The following is a 20437-nucleotide window of genomic DNA, read 5'->3' on the forward strand; positions in this document are numbered from 1 at the left end:
CGTTGATCTCATGACCTCCAACGTGACCATCCGCATTCAGGATGCCGATTTCGACGTCTCCAGCGAGATCGCCGCGCTGACGGCGAGCCGGACCGATATCGGCGCGGTGGTCACATTCAGCGGCATCTGCCGCGGCCAAGAAAACTTAAGTGGCAGCGGCGACGCGACCACGGCGCTGACGCTGGAGCACTATCCCGGCATGGCCGAAGCCGAAATTGCGCGCCACGCCGAGGAAGCGATGACACGCTGGCCGTTGACAGGCGTGACAATCGTTCATCGCGTCGGCCGCATCCTGCCCGGCGAGAATATCATGGTGGTGCTAACCGCGTCGGCACATCGCCAGGCCGCGTTTCAGGCCGCCGAGTTTCTGATGGATTACCTCAAGGCGCATGCTCCGTTCTGGAAGCGCGAGGAAACCGCCGGTGGCAGCAGCTGGATTGCTGCGAAGGCCGACGATGACGACGCTGCGGCGCGCTGGGATAAATGATGGCAAAGAAGACTGTGAAGACAACCGCGAAGAAGGCGGTCAGGAAATCTGCAAGCAAGGCTTCTGCAAAGGCAAAGACCTCCGTGAAGAAGATCGCGACTGCGACCCTGCCGAAGGTGGCGCCGGGCGAGCTAGCGACATTGCTCGACTATGTGCGCTACGCCACCAGCCGTTTCATCGAGGCCCGGCTCTCTTTTGCGCACGGCACCACCGATCCCGTGGCCGAAGCCGCCTTCATCGTTTGCGAAGTCCTGCATCTGCATCCCGACCAGTTCGAGAATTTCGCCATGGCGCGGGTAACTGCGGCCGAAGGCAAGCAGATCCTCGACATCATTCATCGCCGCGTGACGACGCGCAAACCGGCGGCCTATCTGCTCAACAAGATCTATATGCGCGGCCTACCGTTCTATGTGGACGAGCGCACCATCGTGCCGCGGTCTTTCATCGGCGAATTGCTGGATTCTCATTTCAGCGGCGATGACGGTGAAGGCGGCTCGCTGATCGACGATCCCATGGACGTTGAAAGCGTGCTGGACCTCTGCACCGGCTCCGGCTGCATCGCGATCCTGGCCAGCCAGTCGTTCCCCAACGCGCAGGTCGATGCCGTCGATCTGTCACCCGCGGCACTCGCCGTCGCCATGCGCAACGTCATTGACTACGGTCTCGACGAGCGACTGACGCTTTACAAGGGCGATCTGTTCGAACCGCTCGGGGATACCCGTTACGATCTCATCATCACCAATCCGCCTTACGTCGATGCGCAGGGCATGGCGGATTTGCCGGATGAATGCCTGGCCGAACCGGCTATGGCTTTCGATGGCGGCGATGACGGGCTCGACATCGTCAGGAAGATCATTGAACAGGCTGGCGATCATCTGAATCCACATGGCGGTTTGTTGTGTGAAATCGGTCGCGGCCGCGCCAATGTCGATGAAGCCTTTCCCGATCTGCCGTTGATCTGGCTGGACACCGAAGACTCCGAAGGCGAGGTGTTCTGGGTGTCCGCTGCTGCGCTGCAAGGTCGCGGCGCCGGCTAGTCCGATATCTGGCCAAATACGCCCGTAGCGTTTATCACGGCATCTTCACGCGCATTTTGATGTGTGAATGTCCGACATCGTTGTCGGACGGATTTTGACGCGACATCTCTCACCGTTGCGTCGTTCAAATCGACTGAAGGATGTCATGCTGCTGGCTGTCGATCAGAAAGCGCCAACGCGCAATCTGTGGCTCGCTGAATTGCGGGCGACGCTGGCGCTTGGCTGGCCGCTGGTGCTGACCAATCTTGCGCAGATCGCACTCACCACAACTGACGTGATCATACTCGGCCGTGTGAGTGCGGAGGCTCTGGCCGCGTCGGCGCTGGGTGTGAATGTCTATTTCGCGATTCTGATCTTCGCCATCGGCCTCGTTACTGCGACATCGCCGATGATGGCGGAAGCGATCGGTCGCAAGTTGCATGCGGTGCGAGATGTCCGGCGAACATTCCGGCAGGGTTTGTGGACGGCGCTGATCGTCTCAGTGCCGGCATGGATCGTTCTCTGGCATGCTGAGGCGATCTTGTTGCTGTTCGGTCAGGAGGCGCAGGCCGCTGCCGACGCCCAGAGCTTCGTGCACATGTTGCAGTGGGGCTTCCTGCCTGCGCTGGGCTTCATCGTGCTGCGCTCATTCGTTGCCGCCGTGCAACGCCCACTCTGGGCACTGCTGGTGACGGGCGTCACCATTCTGTTCAATGCTGCTGCCAACTGGGTGCTGGTGTTCGGCCATCTCGGATTTCCGGAGATGGGTCTGCGCGGTTCCGGCCTTGCGACCACGCTGTCGAACATCTTTCTGTTCGCAGTCTTTGCGCTCGTCGTCGCATGGCATCCGAAGTTTCGGCGTTATCATTTGTTCGGCAACTGGTGGCGCGCCGATTGGCCACGCCTCGCGAAGCTATGGCGCATCGGTCTGCCGATCGGCGCGACGCTTGCATTCGAAATTACCGTCTTCAATGCGGCGGTGTTCCTGATGGGGCAGTTCGGAACGGCCGCCATCGCGGCGCATGCGATTGCAATCCAGATCGCATCGATCTCCTTCATGGTGCCAATGGGACTGAGCCAGGCGGCAACTGTCCGCGTTGGATTGGCCAAAGGCGCCGTGGATCGCGATGGCATCACGCGAGCAGGATGGACTGCATTCGGGCTTGCGGTGTCATTCATGGCGTCGATGAGCATGCTGTTGCTGGCTGCGCCGCGTGTCCTGATTGGCGCCTTCATCGATCTGAGCAATCCCGCCAATGCCGTCGTCATCGATACGGCAATGTCGTTTCTGTTTTGCGCGGCGGTGTTCCAGATTGCGGATGGCGCGCAGTCGGTGGCTGCAGGGATGCTGCGCGGATTGCAGGATACGCGCGTACCGATGATCTTTGCCGCATTGGGCTATTGGGGCTTCGGCATGGGTCTCAGCCTGCTGTTCGCATTCAAGCTGGGCTTCGGCGGCGTCGGCATCTGGATCGGGCTGGCAGCGGGTCTCGCGGTCGTTGCACCGGTCATGCTCTGGCGTTGGACTCGGCGCGAGCAACTCGGGCTCGTACCGGCGACTTAACAAACAAAAATGCCGCAGCCTCGAAAGGCTGCGGCATTTGTCGCCTTGAAGCGCCTGCGCTTACAGAACCTTGCGGATCCAGTTGTGCTGGTCTGGCGCGCGGCCGTACTGAATGTCGACCAACTGTTTGCGCAGTCCCATCGCAACGGGGCCTGCGGCGCCGCCATTGATGGTAAAATCACCGCTCGCAGAGCGCACCTGGCCGATCGGCGAGATGACCGCCGCCGTGCCGCAGGCAAAAGCCTCCTTCAGCTTGCCGCTGGCAGCGTCGGCACGCCATTGGTCGAGCGTATAGGGTTCTTCGCGCACCTGCGTGCCCTTATCCTTCGCCAATGCGATGATCGAATCGCGGGTGATGCCTGGCAGAATCGTGCCGAGCGGCGGTGTCAGCAGCGAACCGTCCTCGAACACGAAGAAAATGTTCATGCCGCCAAGTTCTTCGATGTAACGGCGCTCGACCGCATCGAGGAACACGACCTGATCGCAGCCGTGACTGATGGCCTCGGCCTGCGCACGGAGGCTTGCGGCGTAGTTGCCGCCGCATTTGACGGCGCCGGTGCCGCCGATCGCGGCGCGTGTGTAGTTCTCCGACACCCAGATCGACACCGGGGCGGGTCCGCCCTTGAAATAGGAGCCAACCGGCGAGGCGATGACAGCGAAAATGTATTCCGCGGACGGCTTCACGCCGAGGAAGATCTCGCTCGCAACCATGAAGGGGCGCAGGTAGAGGCTGCCTTCGCCTGATGGAATCCAGGCGCGGTCGATGCGCACGAGTTGCTCGATCGCATCGATAAACACGGGCTCGGGCAGCGGGGCCATGGCCATACGATCGGCAGAATTTCGGAAGCGCCTTGCATTGGCATCGGGGCGGAACAGATTCACGCCGCCGTCTTCACGCACATAGGCCTTGAGCCCTTCGAAAATCTCCTGGGCGTAATGCAGGACGGCTGCTGCGGGATCGAGCGGGAAATTCGCGCGGGATTCGATGCGCGCGCCATGCCAGCCGTCCTTCTGGTTGTAGCGGACCAGAGCCATGTGGTCGGTGAAAACCCGGCCGAAGCCCGGATCCTTGAGTTTTGCTGCGCGGTCCCCCTCGGACACCGCGTTCGCCGCGGGCTGAATGTCGAATTTCAGCAAAGCTGCGCCATCGATTTTATCAAACGAAACTCCCATGGACCTCACTCCTGCTTACGGCGCAGCTCCTGGGGGCGGCAGCGTCGATGTTGTTCTACGTCAAGCGGACCCACGGCAAAAGCGTTTCCGGCCCCAGTGGATGACCCAGGACAGGCTTTAGCGCCATGCCGAAGTCCGGTATGGTTCTCAGATCGGCCCTATTGGACCATGCGGCGAGAGTTCTAATGTTTCGTCGCGATGGTCAGTTTTGTAAGATTGAACCCAAGATATGTCAATATGGTTGACGTAAATTCCAAGGACGCGGCGTCACGATCGCTTGAGACGATCCAGCGGCAATCCAGCGGCGATCCTGCGAAACCGCCCCGCTGGGACATCATCGAGCTGTTGTTCTTTGCCTATCGCGACTTTGTGGGCGATCCCGACGATGTGCTCGATCAGTTCGGTTTCGGGCGCGCCCATCACCGGGTCGTACACTTTGTGCATCGCTATCCCGGCCTGAAGGTTGCCGATCTGCTCGATGTCTTGCGTATTACGAAGCAGTCGCTGGGCCGTGTCCTCAAGCAATTGCTCGATGAAGGGTATATCGTTCAGAAATCCGGCGAGGCCGATCGGCGGCAACGGCTTCTTTTCGCCACGGCCAAGGGTGAAGCTCTCGTTGCGCAGCTCGCGGGTTTGCAGACCGATCGCATCAACCGCGCGCTCAAGGATTTTACGCCGGTCGAAGTTGAAGCGATCGGCAGGTTTCTCTCGGCGATGATCGACCGCAATGATCCCGACAAGGTGCTGCAGGTCATCTTGGGCCAGGCATCCGCCAAAACTGACGGCAGGACAAACAAGACATGATGTTAGCTCAGGCCGCCAAACGTATGCCGGTGCCATTGGCCGATGATGCGCCGCATCTGTTGCTGGTCGATGACGACCGCCGTATCCGCGATCTCCTCTCGCGCTTTCTCTCGGGCGAGGGCTACCGTGTCACCACGGCGCCGAGCGCCAAGGAAGCGCGCGCCAAGTTGCTCGGTCTGCATTTCGATCTCCTGATCCTCGATGTGATGATGCCAGGCGAGACCGGCTTCGAGCTCGCGCGCTTCATTCGGACGTCTTCGGCCGTGCCGATCATCATGCTGACGGCGCGGCACGAGGCGGAAAGCCGGATCGAGGGATTGCAGATCGGTGCCGACGACTATGTTGCCAAGCCGTTCGAGCCGCGCGAACTGGTGCTGCGCATCGCGAACATTCTCAAGCGCAGTGCGCCGGTCCCGGTCGAGCGCGCGGAGTCGCTGCAGTTCGGGCCTTATGTGTATCACCTCGCGCGCGGCGAACTACGCCAAGGCGACGAGATCATCCATCTCACTGACCGCGAGCGTGACATGCTGCGCGTGCTGGCTGCGGCGCCCGGCGAGACCGTGCCGCGCGGTGAACTCACCGGCGGCGGTGGCAGCGTGAACGAGCGTGCGGTGGACGTGCAGATCAATCGCCTGCGTCGCAAGATCGAGACCGATCCGGCCAATCCGTTGTTTCTGCAGGCCGTGCGTGGCATCGGCTATCGCCTCGTCGCGGCGCCATAGTTCGATGAAGTTTGCACGATGACCACACTCGACACCGGCATCACCATCCTCCGCTCTGCGGCGGGCCGAGTCTCTGCGGCGCACAGTCTGATGGGCCGGCGTTTCAAGAGCGTGATGCCCACGGGGCTCTATGCCCGCACGCTACTGATCATGATCGTGCCGATGGTGCTGCTGCAGTCGGTGGTCGCCTTCGTGTTCATGGAGCGGCACTGGAACACGGTGACGCGCCGCCTGTCGCAGGCGGTGGTGCAGGACATCGCGACGCTGATCGACGTCTACAAGGTTTATCCGCAGGATAAGGACCGCACGCAGATCAAAGCCATCGCACAGCAGCGCCTTGGCCTCGTGGTGGATTTCCTGCCGCTCGGCGACATGCCGCCGCCAGGTCCGAAGCCGTTCTTCTCGCTGCTCGATCAGGCGCTGTCGGTCCAGATCGGCCGGCAGATCACGCGGCCGTTCTGGATCGACACCGTTGGTCGCTCCAATCTCGTGGAAATCCGCATCCAGCTCGATGATGCCGTGATGCGCATCTTCGCCCAGCGCAGTGCTGCTTACGCGTCGAATTCGGAAATCTTCCTGTTCTGGATGGTGGGGACGTCTTCGATCCTGCTGATCGTCGCGATCCTGTTCCTGCGTAACCAGATCCGCCCGATCCTCAAACTCGCTGACGCGGCCGAAAGTTTCGGCAAAGGCCGTGAAGCGCCGAATTTTCGGCCGCGCGGCGCACGCGAGGTCCGTCGTGCCGCCAATGCCTTTATCGAGATGAAGGCGCGTATCGAACGCGCGATGGAGCAGCGCACGGCCATGCTCGCCGGCGTCTCGCATGACCTGCGCACGATCCTGACGCGCTTCAAGCTCGAACTGGCGCTGATCGAGGACGGTCCGGAAGTCGATGGCATGCGCAAGGATATCGATGAGATGTCGGGCATGCTCGAGGCTTATCTCGCCTTTGCGCGCGGCGACAGCGGCGAGCAGGCGCAGCCGACGGACATGGCTGCGGCGCTGGAAGAATTGCGCAGCGATGCCGAGCGCAACGGCCATAAGGCGACGGTCACGTTCCACGGCCTGCCGATCGTCACGGTGAAGCCAGCCGCGTTCAAGCGTTGCCTCGGGAATCTCGTCTCCAACGCCGCGCGCCATGCCAATGACATCGCCATCACTGGACACCGCGATCATCGCTATCTCACGGTCACGGTGGATGATGACGGCCCCGGCATCCCCGCCGACATGCGCGAGGAAGTGTTCAAACCGTTCCTGCGGCTCGACGACGCCCGCAATCAGGACGAAGGCGGCACGGGTCTTGGCCTCGCCATCGCCCGCGATATAGCGCGCTCCCATGGCGGCGATATCACGCTGGCCGAGAGTCCGATGGGCGGATTGAGGGCGGTGGTGCGGGTGCCCGTCTAGTTACTTCGCCAGTTCCTTAGACCGCGCCGTTGCCGCAGCAATCGCGCGAGTCAGCAGCGGCTCGAAACCATTATCGGCCATCAATACGCTGAGCGCGGCTGCAGTGGTCCCGCCGGGCGAGGTGACGTTCTTGCGCAGCGTCGCCGCGTCGAGATCGGACTGGCGGAGGAGCTCGCCCGAACCGGACACTGTCTCGCGAGCAAGCTTCATCGCGAGTTCGGGCGGCAAGCCCGCAGCAATGCCGGCGCGAGCCATTTCTTCGGCCAGCAGAAACACATAAGCAGGCCCCGAGCCGGAGACGGCCGTCACAGCATCGATCAGGCTTTCGTCATCGACCCATTCGACCAATCCGGTGGCGCGCAAGAGCGCGTGGGTCAGGCCGCGTTGCTCCGGCGATACGTCGCTCGCCGCAACCGCCACGGTGATACCGCGGCCGATGGCGGCCGGCGTATTCGGCATCGCGCGTACCACCTTGCCGCCGCAGGCCTTGGCGATGCCGGCGATGGTTGTGCCCGCCATGATCGAGACCACGAGGGACGATCCGGCAATCGTGCGCAGGGTCGGGCCGACCTCCGCGAACATCTGCGGCTTCACGGCAAGAACCAGCGCGGCGACAGCGCCGATGTCTTTCACATCCGGATTGAGGCGGACGCCCTTTGCCGCGAGCCCCTTGATCTCGTCGGAGACATGCGGATCGATCACGATGGCGCGTTTGGGGTCGAGGCCGCCGGCGATCCAGCCCGTCAGCATCGCGCCGCCCATCTTGCCGGCGCCGGCCAGCACGATGTGGCCGTCGATGGTGTTGAGCGCGCGTGAGGTCGTGGTGGAGGTCATCGCAAAATCCCGGCTGTCAGAACGGCCGGGACCATAACATTGCGGGGCGGGCTGCACAGCCTGAACCCGTCTAGATGAGATTCTTTTTCAGGAAGTAGCGCGGGCCGCCGCGCGGATAGTCCGGGATTTCGCCGAACACCTCATAGCCCTGCTTCTCGTAGAAGCTGCGGGCCTGAAACCAGTAGGTATCGAGCCACAGACCGATGCAGCCGCGTTCCCGCGCGATCTCTTCGGCCTTGGCGAGAACTTTCGAGCCGATGTCCTGGCCGCGAAATTGTTCGGGCACGACGAACAGCTCGACGAAACACCAGTTGAACGCGGTCTTGCCCCAGATGCCGCCGATCGGCTCGCCGGTCGCGGGATCGTGGATCAAGATCGAGAGCGGCTGGTGATTGTTGGGGCCGACGGTCTTGGTATTGTAGGCCAGCAGCGCATTTGCGACCACCAGCCGTTCGGCTTCGCCGGGCGCATCCGGCACGGTGATGACCGGCGCGTCGGTCATGCTTCGCCGGCAGTGTCGAACATCGCAGCAGACATTGCTTCGGCTGCGGTCTTGCCGGCCCACACCACGAACTGCAATGCCGGATAGTAGCGCTCGCAGGAATGGATCGCCGAGACCAGCATCGCTTCGCACTGCGCGGTCGTTGCGGTGAGGCCATCGGGGAGCACTAGCGCCTGCCGGTACATCACCATGCCTGAGTGAGTCCAGATATCGAAATGACCGACCCACATCTGTTCGTTGATCGCGGCGATCAGGCGCTGCACTTCCGCGCGGCGAGCGGGCGGAATCTTCATGTCGAAGGCGCAAGCCAGATGCAGGGCCTCGATCTCGTTCATCCAAGTGAAGGAGAGCTGGTAATCGATCCAGTCACCTTTGGAAACAATTGTGACTTCGTCTTCGCCGGAGCGCTCGAAGGCCCAGTTATGATCGGCGGCAATATCCTCGACAACGGCGAGCGGGTTGAGCCGTGAATCGATAGTACCTTCGAGAAGTGACATGCCGTCGCGACCTTGCTCTTGAAATGTGATGATGCAAACAGCTGGCCGGTACGCGAAAATGTCGGAGCGTCGCTGCAGGCTGCAAGTTCTATTCGTCCAGACCTTGCGAGTTTGAAGTGATGTGATTTGCTGAATCTGCGCAACGGCACCACGAATCCATCCACAGACAAACCGGCCCTCATCCACAGGTCATCTCGCCGCAATGAGAACAAACCGGAATCGGATTCCCGGATTGCGAGTCTGTGCGGTGCGCCCTCGCGCGCCGCGAGTCCGGTTGGGGTGGTAACTATTGATTCTTCCGTGCAGCCCGCAAGCTTTCCGGGCCTCGCAGGAGTCCTGTTGAGCCCCAATACAGCCTGTGGACGGCCTTGCTGGGCTGGTTCGGTTTCGGCATAGTTTGGCCGTAACGAAAGTATCAGGCCATGAACGACACCACCTCCGAGTCATCCGCAGTCCAGCATCCGCGCTTTGCCAAGCCGCAACGCGTCGCCTTCGTGCAGTCGTCCTGGCATCGCGACATCGTTGCACCGTGTTGGGAATCGTTTCTGAGCGAGATCGAGGCGCGTCATATCGGCCCGTCGCAGGTCGATCTGTTCGAAGTGCCTGGCTCGTTCGAGATCCCCCTGCATGTGCAGGTTCTCGCCAAGACGCGGCGCTACACGGCCATCGTCGCGGCCGGCCTCGTGATCGACAGCGGCACCCGCGGCTTCGTGGCGGACACGGTCATCCGTGCGCTCATGGATGTGCAGCTACGCACCGAGATCCCGGTGTTCTCGGCCGTGACGGCGCCGGAGGATTTTCACGAGACGGAAGAGCGGGCGGCATTCTTCCGCAAGCACTTTGCGGAGAGCGGCCTCAAGGTCGCGGCAGCCTGCGCCGAGACGCTGCTCAGTCTGGAGCGTCTGCGCGGTCAGGTCGCGGCCGGGATCGTGTAGAGGCGCGAGCCTTAGTCGAACAGGCTCGATACCGACTCTTCCGATGCGGTGCGGCCGATCGCTTCGGCGATCAGCGAGGCAACCGAGAGCACGCGGATGTTCGGCGATTTGCTGACGGCTTCCGTGGGCTGGATCGAGTCAGTGATCACCAATTCCTTGAGCTTGGAATTGGCGATGCGCGCGGCGGCGCCGCCGCTCAAGACGCCATGGGTGAGATAGGCGGAGACGTCCTTGGCACCGTATTTGAGTAGCGCATCGGCGGCGTTCACCAGCGTGCCGCCGGAGTCGACGATGTCGTCGATCAGGATGCAGGTGTAGCCGGCGACGTCGCCGATCACGTTCATCACTTCGGATTCACCGGGGCGTTCGCGGCGTTTGTCGACGATGGCGAGCGGCGCGTTGATGCGTTTGGCAAGGCCGCGGGCACGGGCGACGCCGCCGACGTCGGGCGAAACCACCATCACATTGGCGAGATCGAACTTCTCCTTGATGTCGCGCACCATCAGCGGCGCGGCATAGAGGTTGTCGGTCGGGATATCGAAGAAGCCCTGGATCTGGCCGGCATGCAGGTCGAGCGTCATGACGCGGTCGGCGCCGGCATGGGTGATCATGTTGGCGACCAGCTTGGCCGAGATCGGGGTGCGGCCACCGGCCTTGCGGTCCTGGCGAGCGTAGCCGAAATAGGGGATCACCGCGGTGATGCGGCGCGCGGAAGCGCGGCGCAGCGCATCGGTGATGATCAGCAGTTCCATCAGATGGTCGTTGGTCGGGAACGACGTGGATTGAAGAATGAAGACGTCGGAGCCGCGGACGTTTTCCTGGATCTCGACGAAGATTTCCATATCGGCGAAGCGCCGGACGCTGGCCTTGGTCAGCGGGATATTCAGCGAGGTCGCGATTTCCTGCGCGAGGACAGGATTGGAATTACCAGCGACCAGTTTGATCGAACCGTTCTTGGCCGACATCGACGCGTCTCCCCGCGGCTTGGTGGATACAACGTTCAGCATATCGGATTACCCACAAGAACTCGTCTAGCTGAGCGAGGTGATATCAAGGACGGCCGTCCGCTGGCAACCCGTGGGCCGCTGTTTTCCTGCGTAAAAACGGGCCTCTGCTTAACGTGAACTGAAGTCAGCGCGTCTCGGCAAATGCGGTGGCCTGCACGGGCAATTCATCGGTACTGGCGATGGCAGGTCCGTTGCCACTTGGCGCAAGCGGCTGCTCGCCGGGCGTGGTGCCGTTGATCATGCCATTGAGGCCGGTGAGCCCCGCTTGCGCGATCCGCCGCAAGACAAGGTCGTCGGCAGTAGCCCAGGCGTCGCGGCCGCCTTTGCCGGCCTGTTCCTCGCCGCTCAGGCGCAGAGCACGGTTCTGGTCGCGGTCATAGACATCCCACACCCAGGCGATCGAGGTCTGGCCGCCGCGAACCTGGGCCGAGAGGTAGCTTCGGACCCGAAAAGCCGCGCTGTCCTTGCGCGATACAACCGCAAGGTTGCGCAGGCGCGCTTCACTATCCAGAAGGTTGACCATGCGGTCGAAGACCTGCGGCGGCGGCCCGTCGATGGATTCGAACGCGATCGTCGGGCCGGAGGCGGTGGAAAGGCTGGCCTGCGCGTTCATGGCGCCGCCCGAATTGGGGACATTGGCGCAGCCGGCAAGCCCAAACGCTACGGTCAGCGACAGCGCAGCCTGGATCAGGCGCGGTCTGGCTCGATCGGTCGTAAGGGCAGAAAATCGCATAGGGCGTCCCGACTTCCGTCCGTTTGCCGCAAGCGGCGCCGGACAGGTCGAGCGATATCGTTAAAATGCGTTAAGGTCTAGGGCAGCGCGGCCACAGGTCTTTCCAGGGTGACCGAAACGGTCACCGCGCCCCGACAATTCGCGTTCAGTTTGAGGCAGTTCGGACGCGTTAAGGATAACGGTGCGTCAACGCGCGAGTTACCGCTCAAGCACGATGGCGTGGATCTGGCGTCCGTAATCCGGCTCTTTCCGATGCACCGACCTGCGATAGCTGAACAGGTTGCTGTCGGGATAGGTGTCGATGCCGGTGTCATCGATAATGGCAATGCCGGCGCGCTCCAGCCGCATCCGAATGAAGCCGCCGAGATCGAACATGGCATGACCGGCGCGGGTTGAGGGAATGAAGAACCGGGCGAAGCCAGCATCGGACTGCGTGAAGCGCTCGACGAATTCGGCCCCGACCTCATAGCTTGGCTGGCGGATCAGCGGACCGATCGCGACCACGATGTCGGAGCGGTCGGCGCCGAGTTTTTCCATCTCCGCGATGGTGGCCTCGAGCACGCCGGTGAAGGCGCCCTTCCAGCCGGCATGAGCGGCACCGATGACGCGAGCCTTGGGATCGGCAAACAGCACCGGTCCGCAATCGGCCGTCGTGACGCCGAGCGCCAGGCCCTCGACCTTCGTCACCATCGCATCGACGCGCGGTCGTGAATCGCCATTCCACGGTGCCGTGGCGACGGCGACATCGGGCGAATGGACCTGATAGGCGGTGAGGAAGTGCAGGGGATCGACGCCCATCTCCGCCGCCATGCGCCGGCGGTTCTCCGCCACATGCGCGGGATCGTCGTTCGATCCGAGCCCGCCATTAAGGCCGGCATAGATGCCTTCGGAGACGCCGCCGTCGCGCGTGAAGAACGCGTGGCGCAGGCCGGGAATGGCTGACAGCAAAGGCGATGTGAAAGTCATGATGTCGGGGTCTCTATGCCGGTGTCGTCGCTCAGTGCCACCAGCGTGTCGATATTGGGATCGGAGATGCCGACCACCTTGAACATCGAGCCCATGCCGCCGCGGCCGCTGTCGATCAAGCGTTTCAGTGCGCCGGAGACGGTTTCGGAAACTTCCGGCGTGGCTTTGGCCATCAGGGTCAGCGCGCGCGTCTCGATGCCGAGGCGCTTGAGGAATTCGCCCTGCGTCACCGGCCCGTGCACGCGTGCGCCAACATCCTCTGCTGCGCGGCCGAGTGCCTGGAAATCCACATGCGCGGTGATATCGGCCTGGCCGGGATTCTTCAGCGGATCGGCATAGCTGTGCTGCGCGATGGCCTGCAGGGTGTCGCCTGCATCGCTGCGGACATGGCCGTAATCGATGATCAGAGCCGCGCCGCCTTCGTCGCGGACGCGGCTGGCAATCTTCATCATTTCGGTATCGGGGCGCCATTCGAACACCGCGCCGACAGGGGCTGCGCGCACCAGCGGCGGCAGCAGCACGTCGAAGCGCGGCAGCGGATCGGTTGACGCGCTGAACATCAGCTGGCCGTTGCTGTCGATATCCACCATGCGCTCGTGCCAGCCGCCTTCGCGCTTCACGGCCTGATGGATAGGCAACACGTCGAAATATTCATTGGCGAGGATGATCGATGGGCCCGCGGGGACGGTCTCGATACTGTCGTGCCAGGTGACGTTGCGGGCGCCAGACAGCGTTGCCTTCTGCTTCTCGCGCAGTACGGGATTGATCTCGACCAGATGCACGTTGAGCGCCTGATACAGCGGCGGCAACACGCGCAGGGCGCGCAGCGCGTCGGCCATCATGGTGCCGCGGCCGGGGCCCAGCTCGATCAGGTGGACGAAGGGCGGCGCGCCGATCGCGCGCCAGACCGAAGCCGACCACAGGCCGAGCAGCTCGCCGAACATCTGGCTGACTTCGGGCGACGTGGTGAAGTCACCCTCGCGACCGAGCGGATCGCGGGAAATGTAGTAGCCGTGTTGCGGATGGGTCAGGCACAGCTGCATGTAGCGCCACACCGGCATGGGTCCGGTGGACTTGATCAGGCGCTTGATTTCATCCTGCAGCGGCGATTGGTCGGTCACATCAGGCCTTCTTGCCTGGGCTCAATTCGAGCGATGCCTGCGGCTTTCGCCAGGCGCGCACCATCAAAACGAGTCCCACAAATATCATCGGCACGGAGAGCAGCATGCCCATGGTGAGCCCACCCCACAGAAATCCGAGTTGTGGGTCCGGCTCGCGGAAGAATTCTCCCGTAATACGCGCCAGCGCATAAAAAAAGATGAAGGCGCCGAGGATCAGGCCAGGCCGCTTCAGCGCACCGGCCCGGATCATCAGGGCGAGAATGAGAAACAGCCCGATGCCTTCCAGGCCAGCTTCATAGAGCTGGCTGGGATGGCGCGGTAGCGGCCCGCCATTGGGAAACACCATCGCCCAGGGCACGCTGGCGTCGGCGTGGCGGCCCCACAATTCACTGTTGATGAAATTGGCGAGGCGTCCGAGCAGCAGGCCGATCGGGCCGACCGCGCAGGTGATGTCGCCGAGCGACAGCACCGACAGCCCACGTTTCCAGCAGAACAGAAACACGGCAAAGACGCAGCCCATGAAGCCGCCATGGAACGACATGCCGCCCTTCCAGAGCTCGAAGATCTCGGCAGGGTGGGCGATGAAGAAATCCAGATTGTAGAACAGCACATAGCCGGTGCGGCCGCCGACAATGATGCCGATGGTCACCCAGAGGATGAAGTCGTCGAAATCCAGCAGGGAGATTGGTGAGGGGCCGCCCCACAGTCTCGTGCTCTTGATCAGCGCGCGGGCATAAATCCAGCCGATCACGATGCCGCCGATATAGGCCAGCGCGTACCAGCGAATGACAATCGGGCCGAGCGCGATGGCGATCGGATCGAAAACGGGGAAGGCGATGGTCAGGAATGGCATGTGGTGGGCTTACGGCTCCCGATGGCGCCAGTAAAGCATTGGCATGTGACGAATTAAGGGACTTCTGCAGTTGTGAACGCCAAAAGCAGGCGATACTTGAACTGCGCGGTCGGGATCGCCATTGTCGATCTACAACTTAATCCCGCGTGTTTGTTCATCCGACCGGAGTTCTTGCCATGACCCAGACCAACAATCGGTTCTTCGACGAGATCGGCCGCCTGATGAATGATGCCGCCGGCGCGGCTCAGGGCGTCAAGCGCGAGGTCGATACGGTTGTGCGCAACCAGGCTGAGAAGATCCTGCGCGACCTCGATATCGTGAAGCGTGAGGAGTTCGAGGCGGTCAAGGATATGGCCAGGCTCGCCCGCGAGGAGAACGAGGCGCTGAAGGCTCGGATCGCAGCGCTGGAAGCCAAGCTCGGCGGCTGAGTGGAAGCCTGCGGTGGCCTGCACGGCGCGCCGGACATCGGCTACCCGTGCATAGACGGCCAAAATAAGCCCCTGGAAGGGGCCCGCCGACGAAGAAAAAGCCTGTCATTTCCTTGTCTTTTTGGCGTTTCGGCGGTAGAAGCCGCCCACGTCCGCAGCCCCCGCACCCCTGGAGGCTTGCTGCAGCGTGAAAACGGGCCGCATTGCGGCCTTTAACTTTTAGAAAACAAGGACTTAAACGATGGCGACCGTCAAGGAATTGAAGGCGACCTCACGTCCGGTCGGCGGCAAGGGGGCCGCACGGGCAGAGCGTCGCGCCGGCCGAGTGCCCGGAGTGATCTATGGTGACAACAAACCCCCGGTGGCGATTTCGGTGAATGATGCCGAACTGCGTCAGCGCATTCTGGCAGGCCGGTTCCTCACCACGATTTACGACATCGAACTCGAGGGCAAGAAGCACCGCGTGATTCCGCGCGACTTCCACCTCGACCCGGTCAAGGACTTCCCGCTCCACGTCGACTTCCTCCGCCTCGGCGAAGGCGCGACCATCCGCGTCAGCGTTCCGCTGCACATCAAGGGTGCTGAAGGCGCTCCGGGCGTGAAGCGTGGCGGCACCATCAACATCGTGACCCACACGATCGAACTGGAAGCCGAAGCCGAGAGCATTCCGCAGTTCCTCGAAGTTGATGTCGGCCAGCTCGATATCGGCACGTCGCTGCACATCACCGACGTTGTTCTGCCGAAGGGCGTGAAGACGCTGGCGCGCGATGCCGATCTGACGCTGGTCACCATCGTGCCTCCGTCGGGCTACGGTGAAGAAGCTGCGACCCCTGCGGCTGCTGCTGCGGCTCCTGCCGCTGCGGGTGCCAAGGCTCCGGCTGCCGGCGCCAAGGCCGCCGCCGCTGGCGCGAAGGCTCCGGCCGCTGCCGCCGCTCCGGCGAAGAAGAAGTAATCCGGCGCGGAGCTCCGCGTCATGCTTCTCTTTGTTGGACTCGGAAACCCTGGTGCCAAATACCAGGGCAACCGGCACAATATCGGGTTCATGGTTCTCGATGATATCGCGCGGCGTCACGGTTTTGGACCGTGGCGCCGTCGCTTTCAGGGCGAGACCTCCGAAGGCACGCTGGACGGCGAGCGCGTCATCCTGCTGAAGCCGATGACCTTCATGAACGACTCCGGCCGCTCAGTTCAGGAAGCGTCCGCCTATTTGAAGATTTCACTCGGCGACATCGCCGTGTTTCACGACGAGCTCGAACTGCCATTCTCCAAGGTGCGCGTGAAGGTCGGCGGCGGCATTGCGGGACATAACGGTCTGCGCTCGATCTCCGCGCATGTCGGCAACGACTATCGGCGCGTGCGCCTCGGCATCGGACATCCCGGTGCCAAGGAGCTGGTCCATAATCACGTGCTGAGCGATTTCGCCAAGGCCGAACGACCTCAGCTCGAAGCGTTCAACGATGCGGTGTCCGACCATGTCGGCCTGCTGGTCGGTGGTCAGGACTCGTCGTTTCAGAACAAGGTGCATCTGACGATGCAGGCCAAGGGTTTCACGTCGAAGGACGACAACGGCTCCGCTGAGAAGCCGTCGAAGAATTAGGACAGGGTCATGGGATTCAAATGCGGGATCGTCGGACTGCCGAATGTCGGCAAATCGACGCTGTTCAATGCGCTCACCGAAACTGCCGCGGCGCAGGCTGCGAACTATCCGTTCTGCACCATCGAGCCGAATGTCGGTGAAGTCGCGGTGCCGGACAAGCGGCTCGACAAATTGTCCGAGATCGGCAAGTCGCAGCAGATCATCCCGACGCGCCTGACCTTCGTGGACATCGCGGGCCTGGTGAAAGGCGCGTCGAAGGGCGAAGGCCTTGGCAACCAGTTTCTCGCCACCATCCGCGAAGTCGATGCCGTCGCCCATGTGGTGCGTTGCTTCATCGATGACGACATCACCCATGTCGAAGGCAAGATCGATCCGCTCGCCGACATCGAGATCATCGAGACCGAGCTGATGCTTGCGGATCTGGATTCTTGCGAGAAGCGCATCGACAACCTGACCAAGAAGGCCAAGGGCAACGACAAGGACGCCAAGGAACAGCTCGATCTGGTCCAGCGCGCTTTGGTGCTGCTGCGGGACGGCAAGCCGACACGTTTTCTCGAGCGCAAGCCCGAGGAAGAGCGCGCGTTCGGCATGCTCGGCTTGCTGACCTCCAAGCCTGTTCTCTATGTCTGCAACGTCGAAGAAGGCGCGGCGGGCGAAGGCAACGAATACTCGAAGCGGGTTGCAGAACATGCTGCGAAGGAGGGCGCTGTTGCGGTCGCCATCTCCGCCAAGATCGAATCCGAGATCGCGACGCTGTCACGTGCCGAACGCGTGGAATTCCTCGATACGCTCGGGCTTGAAGAAGCGGGCCTCGATCGCCTGATCCGTGCAGGCTATTCGCTGCTGCACCTCATCACCTACTTCACCGTCGGCCCAAAGGAAGCCCGTGCCTGGACCATCACCCAGGGCACCAAGGCACCGCAGGCTGCAGCCGTGATTCACACGGATTTCGAGAAGGGCTTCATCCGCGCGGAAACCATCGGCTATGAAGACTATGTCAGGCTCGGCGGCGAAGCCGGCGCGCGCGATGGCGGCAAGCTGCGGCTGGAAGGCAAGGAATATGTCGTCGCTGACGGCGACGTGCTGCATTTCCGGTTCAACACGTAAGATATTCTCAGTCCTCTCCCCCGTCGTTTCGAGGAGCGAAGCGACGCGGCAATCCAGCAGCCACAAGCGAAGACTGGATTGCTTCGTCGCAAGGGCTCCTCGCAATGACGGCGGAGAGAATTAACGCTCAGTACTGCTGGCCGTGGCCGTGATCCTGCCCGAGGTTTTGCCCCTGATCCCGTAGCGCGCCGAGATGCTCGTTGATGCGGAACACGATCAGAACGAACTCAGCCGCAATACGTGCGAAGATGATGCCGACGATCACGCTGGCGAGGCTCGACATCACGAGGACGAAACCGCCGAACGGGCTGATGGCCATTGCGGCGAGACCGGAAAAGATCCCGGAAATGCCGAACAGAATGATCAGTGCGATCACCAGCCAGTAGAACGTCTTGATGATGGTGGGTGTGATGAAACGGTCCCACTGAAACAGATCCCGAAATTCGAACATCGGTGAAATCCCCCGCCGTGTAGATGAGTGACAAATTCAATTGCATTGAGAAACGGCTTCAAATATCCCGGCCCGACCACATTGACGGGCAGGATCGCGGGAAAGCCATGCAAGCGACCGGGTTGAGATTGCTGCAAATAACGGCCACAATCAGGCTTCCTCGACGGCATTCCCCATTATGACCCTGACATTTGAAGATTTTAAGCCCGGCCACTTCGGGACCTTCGGGCCGCGCCATATTACGCGCGACGAGATTATCGCCTATGCGAAAGAATACGATCCGCAGCCGATGCATCTCGATGAAGTTGCCGCAAGCGCATCGATGCTCAAAGGACTTTCCGGCTCCGGCTGGCACATGTGCTCGCTGATGATGCGGATGATCTATGACGGGTTTCTGCACAAGACCGCATCGATGGGCTCACCGGGTGTGGATCAGATGCGATGGCTCGCGCCGTTTCGCCCCGGCGACGATCTGACGCTGGATGTCGAAGTGGTCGAGGCGCGCGTATCGCAAAGCCGGCCGACCTTGGGCATCGTTAAATTCAAGTTCAGCACACGCAATGCCAAGGGGCAGACGATTTCCGAGATGATCACCCCGATCATGATCGGGGTGCGTGAACTCGCCTCCGGGAACTAGGGTCGCAGCATGCGCTATCTGGAAGACATCCAAATCGGTATGCGCCGCGAGCTCGGCTCGTTCACGTTCACGGCGGAGTCGATCAAGGCGTTTGCCAGGCAATTCGATCCGCAACCGTTCCATCTCGATGAAGAGGCCGGCCGCAAATCGCTATTCGGTGGTCTCGCTGCGTCGGGCTGGCACGTGGCGTCGGTGTGCATGAAGTTGCTGGTCGCCGATGGCCAGCGCGCAAAGGCGGAGGCAGAGGCGCGTGGCGAAGAGCCTCCAGTCGGCGGTCCATCTCCCGGTTTTCGTGATTTGCGCTGGACCCGGCCTGTTCTCGCCGGCGATACCCTGACCTATAGCAGCGAGGTTGTTTCCGTGCGCGCGACCGCGACGCGTCCGGGCTGGGGCATCTTGCAGTCGAAGAACGTTGCCGTTAATCAGCGCGGCGAGGAGGTCTACAGCTTCCTTGGTTCGGTCTTCCTGCCGCAACGGGGCGACGCGGCTTAACCATTTCAAACTTTATCGATGGAACCCTAGCTCTGTTAAGGGGTTCTGAACCTTGTGAGCGTGATCTGCGACTTACAGGTATGACGACCGAGACGACACTTCGCAGGACGATTTTGGGGACGACAATGGCTGACCGCACCGGATTGAAATTTGTGGGCTTCATCTTTGCGAGCGTGACGCTTGCGGTGATGCTGGCCACTTGCATGGTGGTCAAGGGTTATGCCGATGGCGCCTATACGCTCGAGAGCAGCGCGGTCGTTAGCGAGTAATTTTTACGAGTTGCTAACCAGACCCGCGCCGAACTGCGCGGGTTTTTTCGTGAGTGGGGTCGATGATGGCGACCTCAGCGACTCCAGGCCCAGGCGAGCAATGCCACGGCCACCAACAGCAATCCGACAAAACGTAAGATAATGGTCCCCATCCTGGGCGCGTTGCTGCGCGCCGGAATGGGATCGGTGTTGTTCGGCCGAATGGTCTCCACGGATCGATTCCCCCAAAAGCAGTTCGCAGGTGCTGCGTAACCGTTGGTCGGGAACAAAACGAATAAAGTTCAATTGAACGGGCTCATGAAAAAGCCGCCGCCCTTTCGGGCAGCGGCTTTTGATTCGGGTGGTCTAGTGCCGATCAGTCGTGACGCAGGCCGTCAGCGGTGCGCTTCCACTGCGCGACGTTGTCGGCGATCAGGCGGGTCGACTTCATCGCGGCCTGGCTGAGCTGGGCATAGCCGGAGATCTCGCGCTGAACGCGCTGGCCTTCGGCGTGGAGCAGGTCGCGCAGGCTCTCGAGTTCGGAAACCAGCTTCTCGATCTCACCCAGCGAGGTGCCGGCAACGCGCTGGATCAGCGAATTGACGCTGTTCACGGTCGCTTCGGTCGTCGCTTCCAGCGGCGCTTCGGTGCCGGTGGTGGTTTCACTGCTGTTGTTCACCATGCCAGGCACCGGACGACGGAGGTAAGCGATATCGTTGCGCACGAAGTCGCGGATACCCGCTTCGACTTCAGACACAGCGGCGAGGTTGCTGTCGTCATCTTTGGCTTCTGTCTGTTCTGAACGAATGGCACTCATCAGCTCTTCCTTGTTTGTGTGAAGCGGACTTCACAATGA

At 61.8% G+C, this 20437-nt stretch carries 25 protein-coding genes; 14 read left to right on the top strand and 11 right to left on the bottom strand.

The features are described 5' to 3' along the window. Positions 1 to 10: 10 nt before the first annotated feature. The 3 genes from AB7828_RS27330 (at position 11) to AB7828_RS27340 (ending at position 3067) form a co-directional block, all read left to right on the top strand. The gene (locus AB7828_RS27330) at positions 11 to 487 is read left to right on the top strand and encodes a molybdenum cofactor biosynthesis protein MoaE (RefSeq protein ID WP_439074014.1); all 477 of its coding nucleotides are present in this window, start codon (positions 11 to 13) and stop codon (positions 485 to 487) included. Next, positions 487 to 1524 carry a 50S ribosomal protein L3 N(5)-glutamine methyltransferase gene (gene prmB / locus AB7828_RS27335; protein WP_439074013.1) on the top strand — a complete coding sequence of 346 codons (1038 nt, stop codon included), beginning with the start codon at positions 487 to 489 and terminating at the stop codon, positions 1522 to 1524. The genes AB7828_RS27330 and prmB overlap by 1 nt, the downstream gene beginning before the upstream one ends. A 145-nt stretch (positions 1525 to 1669) precedes the next feature. Beyond that, entirely contained in the window at positions 1670 to 3067 is a 1398-nt protein-coding gene (locus AB7828_RS27340; protein ID WP_439062711.1) for an MATE family efflux transporter, read from the top strand. A gap of 60 nt (positions 3068 to 3127) precedes the next feature. Here AB7828_RS27340 and AB7828_RS27345 read toward each other — a convergent pair whose 3' ends face one another. Next, entirely contained in the window at positions 3128 to 4240 is a 1113-nt protein-coding gene (locus tag AB7828_RS27345; protein WP_439062338.1) for a branched-chain amino acid aminotransferase, read from the bottom strand. Between the two features lie 237 nt (positions 4241 to 4477). On the opposite strand from AB7828_RS27345, the gene AB7828_RS27350 reads away from it, so the two are divergent. From AB7828_RS27350 to AB7828_RS27360, 3 genes are read left to right on the top strand one after another with little or no spacing between them, the layout of a single operon-like run. Then, positions 4478 to 5044 (top strand): MarR family winged helix-turn-helix transcriptional regulator, encoded by a 567-nt coding sequence (locus AB7828_RS27350; protein ID WP_068731153.1) that lies wholly within the window; start codon positions 4478 to 4480, stop codon positions 5042 to 5044. Beyond that, a complete protein-coding gene (locus tag AB7828_RS27355) occupies positions 5041 to 5766 on the top strand; it encodes a response regulator (protein WP_441231696.1) in 726 nt (241 codons plus the stop codon). The genes AB7828_RS27350 and AB7828_RS27355 overlap by 4 nt, the downstream gene beginning before the upstream one ends. An 18-nt stretch (positions 5767 to 5784) precedes the next feature. Continuing rightward, positions 5785 to 7173, top strand: coding sequence for an ATP-binding protein (locus AB7828_RS27360; RefSeq protein WP_089261811.1), 1389 nt, complete (start codon positions 5785 to 5787; stop codon positions 7171 to 7173). On the opposite strand, the gene proC is transcribed toward AB7828_RS27360, so the two are convergent. The 3 genes from proC to AB7828_RS27375 all read right to left on the bottom strand — a co-directional run bounded on the left by proC (position 7174) and on the right by AB7828_RS27375 (position 9006). Then, positions 7174 to 8007, bottom strand: coding sequence for a pyrroline-5-carboxylate reductase (gene proC, locus AB7828_RS27365; RefSeq protein ID WP_441231697.1), 834 nt, complete (start codon positions 8005 to 8007; stop codon positions 7174 to 7176). Between the two features lie 70 nt (positions 8008 to 8077). Further along, a complete protein-coding gene (locus AB7828_RS27370; protein ID WP_439057354.1) occupies positions 8078 to 8509 on the bottom strand; it encodes a GNAT family N-acetyltransferase in 432 nt (143 codons plus the stop codon). Continuing rightward, positions 8506 to 9006 carry a YbjN domain-containing protein gene (locus AB7828_RS27375; protein WP_089261805.1) on the bottom strand — a complete coding sequence of 167 codons (501 nt, stop codon included), beginning with the start codon at positions 9004 to 9006 and terminating at the stop codon, positions 8506 to 8508. Before AB7828_RS27375 ends, AB7828_RS27370 begins: the two co-directional genes overlap by 4 nt. Before the next feature lie 422 nt (positions 9007 to 9428). Here AB7828_RS27375 and AB7828_RS27380 point away from each other — a divergent pair, with 422 nt between their 5' ends. Continuing rightward, on the top strand, positions 9429 to 9941 hold the full coding sequence (locus AB7828_RS27380) for a 6,7-dimethyl-8-ribityllumazine synthase (protein WP_089261803.1): 513 nt from the start codon (positions 9429 to 9431) through the stop codon (positions 9939 to 9941). An 11-nt stretch (positions 9942 to 9952) separates the two neighbouring features. Here AB7828_RS27380 and AB7828_RS27385 read toward each other — a convergent pair whose 3' ends face one another. From AB7828_RS27385 to lgt, 5 genes are all read right to left on the bottom strand, one after another. Further along, a complete protein-coding gene (locus tag AB7828_RS27385) occupies positions 9953 to 10906 on the bottom strand; it encodes a ribose-phosphate pyrophosphokinase (RefSeq protein WP_089263589.1) in 954 nt (317 codons plus the stop codon). Positions 10907 to 11072: 166 nt separating this feature from the next. Beyond that, positions 11073 to 11681, bottom strand: a complete 609-nt coding sequence (locus AB7828_RS27390; RefSeq protein WP_441231698.1) for a hypothetical protein — start codon at positions 11679 to 11681, stop codon at positions 11073 to 11075. A gap of 198 nt (positions 11682 to 11879) precedes the next feature. Further along, positions 11880 to 12647 (bottom strand): peptidoglycan editing factor PgeF, encoded by a 768-nt coding sequence (gene pgeF, locus AB7828_RS27395; protein WP_441231699.1) that lies wholly within the window; start codon positions 12645 to 12647, stop codon positions 11880 to 11882. Continuing rightward, positions 12644 to 13768 (bottom strand): class I SAM-dependent methyltransferase, encoded by a 1125-nt coding sequence (locus AB7828_RS27400; protein WP_439074006.1) that lies wholly within the window; start codon positions 13766 to 13768, stop codon positions 12644 to 12646. Before AB7828_RS27400 ends, pgeF begins: the two co-directional genes overlap by 4 nt. 1 nt (position 13769) lies before the next feature. Further along, positions 13770 to 14621 (bottom strand): prolipoprotein diacylglyceryl transferase, encoded by an 852-nt coding sequence (gene lgt, locus AB7828_RS27405; protein ID WP_439074005.1) that lies wholly within the window; start codon positions 14619 to 14621, stop codon positions 13770 to 13772. Positions 14622 to 14797: 176 nt separating this feature from the next. Between lgt and AB7828_RS27410 the strand changes: the two genes are divergently transcribed. From AB7828_RS27410 to ychF, 4 genes are all read left to right on the top strand, one after another. Continuing rightward, on the top strand, positions 14798 to 15049 hold the full coding sequence (locus AB7828_RS27410) for an accessory factor UbiK family protein (RefSeq protein WP_089261793.1): 252 nt from the start codon (positions 14798 to 14800) through the stop codon (positions 15047 to 15049). Between the two features lie 241 nt (positions 15050 to 15290). Beyond that, positions 15291 to 16001 carry a 50S ribosomal protein L25/general stress protein Ctc gene (locus AB7828_RS27415; RefSeq protein WP_441231700.1) on the top strand — a complete coding sequence of 237 codons (711 nt, stop codon included), beginning with the start codon at positions 15291 to 15293 and terminating at the stop codon, positions 15999 to 16001. Between the two features lie 21 nt (positions 16002 to 16022). Beyond that, entirely contained in the window at positions 16023 to 16646 is a 624-nt protein-coding gene (gene pth, locus AB7828_RS27420; protein ID WP_439057358.1) for an aminoacyl-tRNA hydrolase, read from the top strand. A 9-nt stretch (positions 16647 to 16655) separates the two neighbouring features. Then, entirely contained in the window at positions 16656 to 17753 is a 1098-nt protein-coding gene (ychF, locus tag AB7828_RS27425) for a redox-regulated ATPase YchF (RefSeq protein WP_175367602.1), read from the top strand. Positions 17754 to 17880: 127 nt separating this feature from the next. Here ychF and AB7828_RS27430 read toward each other — a convergent pair whose 3' ends face one another. Next, a complete protein-coding gene (locus AB7828_RS27430; RefSeq protein ID WP_068731168.1) occupies positions 17881 to 18204 on the bottom strand; it encodes a DUF4282 domain-containing protein in 324 nt (107 codons plus the stop codon). A 178-nt stretch (positions 18205 to 18382) separates the two neighbouring features. Between AB7828_RS27430 and AB7828_RS27435 the strand changes: the two genes are divergently transcribed. From AB7828_RS27435 to AB7828_RS27445, 3 genes are all read left to right on the top strand, one after another. Further along, complete coding sequence (locus tag AB7828_RS27435; protein WP_441231701.1) at positions 18383 to 18841, top strand: MaoC family dehydratase; 459 nt, start codon at positions 18383 to 18385, stop codon at positions 18839 to 18841. A gap of 9 nt (positions 18842 to 18850) precedes the next feature. After that, a complete protein-coding gene (locus AB7828_RS27440; protein ID WP_320447013.1) occupies positions 18851 to 19333 on the top strand; it encodes a MaoC family dehydratase in 483 nt (160 codons plus the stop codon). 125 nt (positions 19334 to 19458) lie between these two features. Continuing rightward, the gene (locus AB7828_RS27445) at positions 19459 to 19602 is read left to right on the top strand and encodes a hypothetical protein (protein WP_170849743.1); all 144 of its coding nucleotides are present in this window, start codon (positions 19459 to 19461) and stop codon (positions 19600 to 19602) included. Positions 19603 to 19957: 355 nt separating this feature from the next. Here the strand turns inward: AB7828_RS27445 and AB7828_RS27450 are convergent, their stop codons facing one another. After that, entirely contained in the window at positions 19958 to 20398 is a 441-nt protein-coding gene (locus tag AB7828_RS27450) for a hypothetical protein (protein WP_089261783.1), read from the bottom strand. Positions 20399 to 20437 lie beyond the last annotated feature (39 nt).

It is taken from the genome of Tardiphaga sp. 215_C5_N2_1, from assembly GCF_052076055.1.
In the GTDB taxonomy this organism is placed as follows: domain Bacteria; phylum Pseudomonadota; class Alphaproteobacteria; order Rhizobiales; family Xanthobacteraceae; genus Tardiphaga; species Tardiphaga robiniae.

Excerpts from the sequence above, each read along its gene's own strand:
- AB7828_RS27410 (WP_089261793.1), top strand. The coding sequence starts at position 14,798 with ATGACCCAGACCAACAATCGGTTCTTCGACGAGATCGGCCGCCTGATG.
- proC (WP_441231697.1), bottom strand. The coding sequence starts at position 8,007 with ATGACCTCCACCACGACCTCACGCGCGCTCAACACCATCGACGGCCAC.
- AB7828_RS27380 (WP_089261803.1), top strand. The coding sequence starts at position 9,429 with ATGAACGACACCACCTCCGAGTCATCCGCAGTCCAGCATCCGCGCTTT.
- AB7828_RS27375 (WP_089261805.1), bottom strand. The coding sequence starts at position 9,006 with ATGTCACTTCTCGAAGGTACTATCGATTCACGGCTCAACCCGCTCGCC.
- AB7828_RS27440 (WP_320447013.1), top strand. The coding sequence starts at position 18,851 with ATGCGCTATCTGGAAGACATCCAAATCGGTATGCGCCGCGAGCTCGGC.
- pgeF (WP_441231699.1), bottom strand. The coding sequence starts at position 12,647 with ATGACTTTCACATCGCCTTTGCTGTCAGCCATTCCCGGCCTGCGCCAC.
- AB7828_RS27435 (WP_441231701.1), top strand. The coding sequence starts at position 18,383 with ATGACCCTGACATTTGAAGATTTTAAGCCCGGCCACTTCGGGACCTTC.
- AB7828_RS27340 (WP_439062711.1), top strand. The coding sequence starts at position 1,670 with ATGCTGCTGGCTGTCGATCAGAAAGCGCCAACGCGCAATCTGTGGCTC.
- prmB (WP_439074013.1), top strand. The coding sequence starts at position 487 with ATGGCAAAGAAGACTGTGAAGACAACCGCGAAGAAGGCGGTCAGGAAA.
- ychF (WP_175367602.1), top strand. The coding sequence starts at position 16,656 with ATGGGATTCAAATGCGGGATCGTCGGACTGCCGAATGTCGGCAAATCG.
- AB7828_RS27370 (WP_439057354.1), bottom strand. The coding sequence starts at position 8,509 with ATGACCGACGCGCCGGTCATCACCGTGCCGGATGCGCCCGGCGAAGCC.
- AB7828_RS27355 (WP_441231696.1), top strand. The coding sequence starts at position 5,041 with ATGATGTTAGCTCAGGCCGCCAAACGTATGCCGGTGCCATTGGCCGAT.
- AB7828_RS27445 (WP_170849743.1), top strand. The coding sequence starts at position 19,459 with ATGGCTGACCGCACCGGATTGAAATTTGTGGGCTTCATCTTTGCGAGC.
- AB7828_RS27345 (WP_439062338.1), bottom strand. The coding sequence starts at position 4,240 with ATGGGAGTTTCGTTTGATAAAATCGATGGCGCAGCTTTGCTGAAATTC.
- AB7828_RS27385 (WP_089263589.1), bottom strand. The coding sequence starts at position 10,906 with ATGTCGGCCAAGAACGGTTCGATCAAACTGGTCGCTGGTAATTCCAAT.
- AB7828_RS27360 (WP_089261811.1), top strand. The coding sequence starts at position 5,785 with ATGACCACACTCGACACCGGCATCACCATCCTCCGCTCTGCGGCGGGC.
- AB7828_RS27430 (WP_068731168.1), bottom strand. The coding sequence starts at position 18,204 with ATGTTCGAATTTCGGGATCTGTTTCAGTGGGACCGTTTCATCACACCC.
- AB7828_RS27390 (WP_441231698.1), bottom strand. The coding sequence starts at position 11,681 with ATGCGATTTTCTGCCCTTACGACCGATCGAGCCAGACCGCGCCTGATC.
- AB7828_RS27350 (WP_068731153.1), top strand. The coding sequence starts at position 4,478 with ATGGTTGACGTAAATTCCAAGGACGCGGCGTCACGATCGCTTGAGACG.
- AB7828_RS27330 (WP_439074014.1), top strand. The coding sequence starts at position 11 with ATGACCTCCAACGTGACCATCCGCATTCAGGATGCCGATTTCGACGTC.
- AB7828_RS27415 (WP_441231700.1), top strand. The coding sequence starts at position 15,291 with ATGGCGACCGTCAAGGAATTGAAGGCGACCTCACGTCCGGTCGGCGGC.
- AB7828_RS27450 (WP_089261783.1), bottom strand. The coding sequence starts at position 20,398 with ATGAGTGCCATTCGTTCAGAACAGACAGAAGCCAAAGATGACGACAGC.
- pth (WP_439057358.1), top strand. The coding sequence starts at position 16,023 with ATGCTTCTCTTTGTTGGACTCGGAAACCCTGGTGCCAAATACCAGGGC.
- lgt (WP_439074005.1), bottom strand. The coding sequence starts at position 14,621 with ATGCCATTCCTGACCATCGCCTTCCCCGTTTTCGATCCGATCGCCATC.